This is a genomic window from Aquitalea sp. S1-19 (genome assembly GCF_024343515.1).
In genome coordinates, this window is the sequence record NZ_RJTZ01000265.1 from 1 (window position 1) to 1,816 (window position 1,816).

Annotated in this window: 3 protein-coding genes; 1 reads left to right on the plus strand and 2 read right to left on the minus strand. The window is 59.5% G+C overall.

All coding sequences use genetic code 11. The features are described 5' to 3' along the window. A partial coding sequence (locus tag EGI20_RS18145; RefSeq protein ID WP_498633087.1) for a class I SAM-dependent methyltransferase occupies positions 1 to 531 on the plus strand: 531 nt, incomplete at its 5' end. A 67-nt stretch (positions 532 to 598) separates the two neighbouring features. Here the strand turns inward: EGI20_RS18145 and EGI20_RS18150 are convergent. Next, positions 599 to 1,522, minus strand: a complete 924-nt coding sequence (locus EGI20_RS18150; RefSeq protein ID WP_498632978.1) for a PliI family lysozyme inhibitor of I-type lysozyme — start codon at positions 1,520 to 1,522, stop codon at positions 599 to 601. A gap of 59 nt (positions 1,523 to 1,581) precedes the next feature. Further along, positions 1,582 to 1,816 (minus strand): thioredoxin family protein (locus tag EGI20_RS18155; RefSeq protein ID WP_498633089.1); only part of this gene is annotated, 235 nt, incomplete at its 5' end.

Consider the following 1,816-nt stretch of genomic DNA (forward strand, 5'->3'; position numbering starts at 1 on the left):
GAGCTGGTGAAAACCACGGCGGCGCTGGCCGAGCGTCTGGGGTTTGCGCGCATGCGCTTTATCAACGAGACCGTGGCCGAATCGATTTCGGACTCGGCCATAGGCAAACAGGTCGATATCGTCACCGCCTTGCACGCCTGCAATACCGCCACCGACGACGCGATCCGCTTCGCGCTGGAAAAGGATGCCCAGTTCATCGTGCTGGTGCCGTGCTGCCAGGCCGAAGTTGCCGCCGAACTGCGTCAGGTGAAGGCCAAGCTGCTGGCGGGTACGCCATTGGCCGAGCTCGTGCGCCACGGCATCCATACCCGCGAGTTCGGCAGCCAGCTGACCAATGTATTGCGCTGTCTGCTGTTGGAATCGCACGGCTACCAGCTTACCGTCACCGAGCTGGTCGGCTGGGAGCACTCGATGAAGAACGAGCTGATCGTGGCCAGAAAAGGCCATAAGCGCGGCGGTGCGCGTGAACGTGCCGAGTCTATCGTCGACACCTTTATGCTGGGAAACCTGAAGGCGCGCTTTATTTATTGATGCACGCTTGTAAGGGGCCGCCGGATGGCGGCCCCTTCTTGCTTTAAAACCGCCTCTCTTGACGCTTTCAGTACGTTACTACCTTGTCCATTTTCAATTGCCAACCCGCTTCGCCTGGCACCAGACGGTACTGGATCTGGCGCATGCCGCCAGTTGGCTTGGCATTGATATCTCCGTCCCGATAGACCGGGAAGCGGCGTAGCAAGCGCCCCTCGCCAACCGCAAATGCATCATGCCCCTGATAGCCTTGTGACAGTTTCTTGTCGGTAGAGAGGTCGGGCAGATGGATCTCGCTCAGCGATTTTTTACGATTGACGGCGTAGCCGACCAGTGAACCGTAGCTGCCGCTGCCGGCCGAATTGACGTAAACATAAACTTCGGGCGAGCCGTCGGCATTGAGGTCAGCCACTTCGGCGCCGCTCACGCTGCCGTCTATTTCACGCTTGATGGGCGTATTGCTGCCTGAAAGTCCGGACGGGGTGATAGTGAGCTGGTTGAGCGAGCCCTCGTTGGTTGCCATCACATGAAAATTGACGCCTTGCAGGTTCAGTGTCTTGTCGAAGGCAGTTGACGTGGCCTTATGTGCGCTTGCTTCTATGCCGACCTTGAGCGTGTAGCGGGCCGTTTCATTGCGTCGCGCGGCATTGCGCATCAGGTAGACGCGTATCGTGTAGACGCCGTCGGCGGGAAGCACGCCGCTGTAGTGGTTGCCCAGTGTCGAGCCGACAAACAGTGCTTCATCCGAGCCTGGTGGCAGCAGGTTGAAGTAGGCTGAGCTGTTGCTCGGCGCGAAGTCGACGCGCATCTGTTGCCCGGCGCGCGCGTGCAGTTGGTAGTCGATAGTCTGGTAGCCCTTGAGCTGATCCTTGATGTTGGTGCTGGTCGCGCCCTTGGCGAACACGACGGTTTTTTGCTGGATGTCACTGGCGGCCAGTGCCGGCAGTGGCGACAGCAGGGACAGGCTTAACAGGCAGGCATGCCATGTTTTCATGATGTGCGCTCCATATGACAGTAATCGCCAGTATGGGTGAGCCGGTCGCACCTTGCCAGTCAGCCGTGGCGCGAGAGTTCGCTTCGTGCCCATGCCAGTATCTGTGCTGCGGGCATTGCGCCACTGTGGCGGGCAATTTCGCGGCCGTTCTTGAATAGCACCAGCGTCGGGATGCTGCGTATGGCGTAGCGGGCCGCTGCTTGTGGTGCGCCATCGCTGTCGACTTTGGCAAAGCGTATTTCCGGTGCTTGCCGTGCCGCTTCGGCAAATTGCGGTGCCATGGTTTTACAAGGG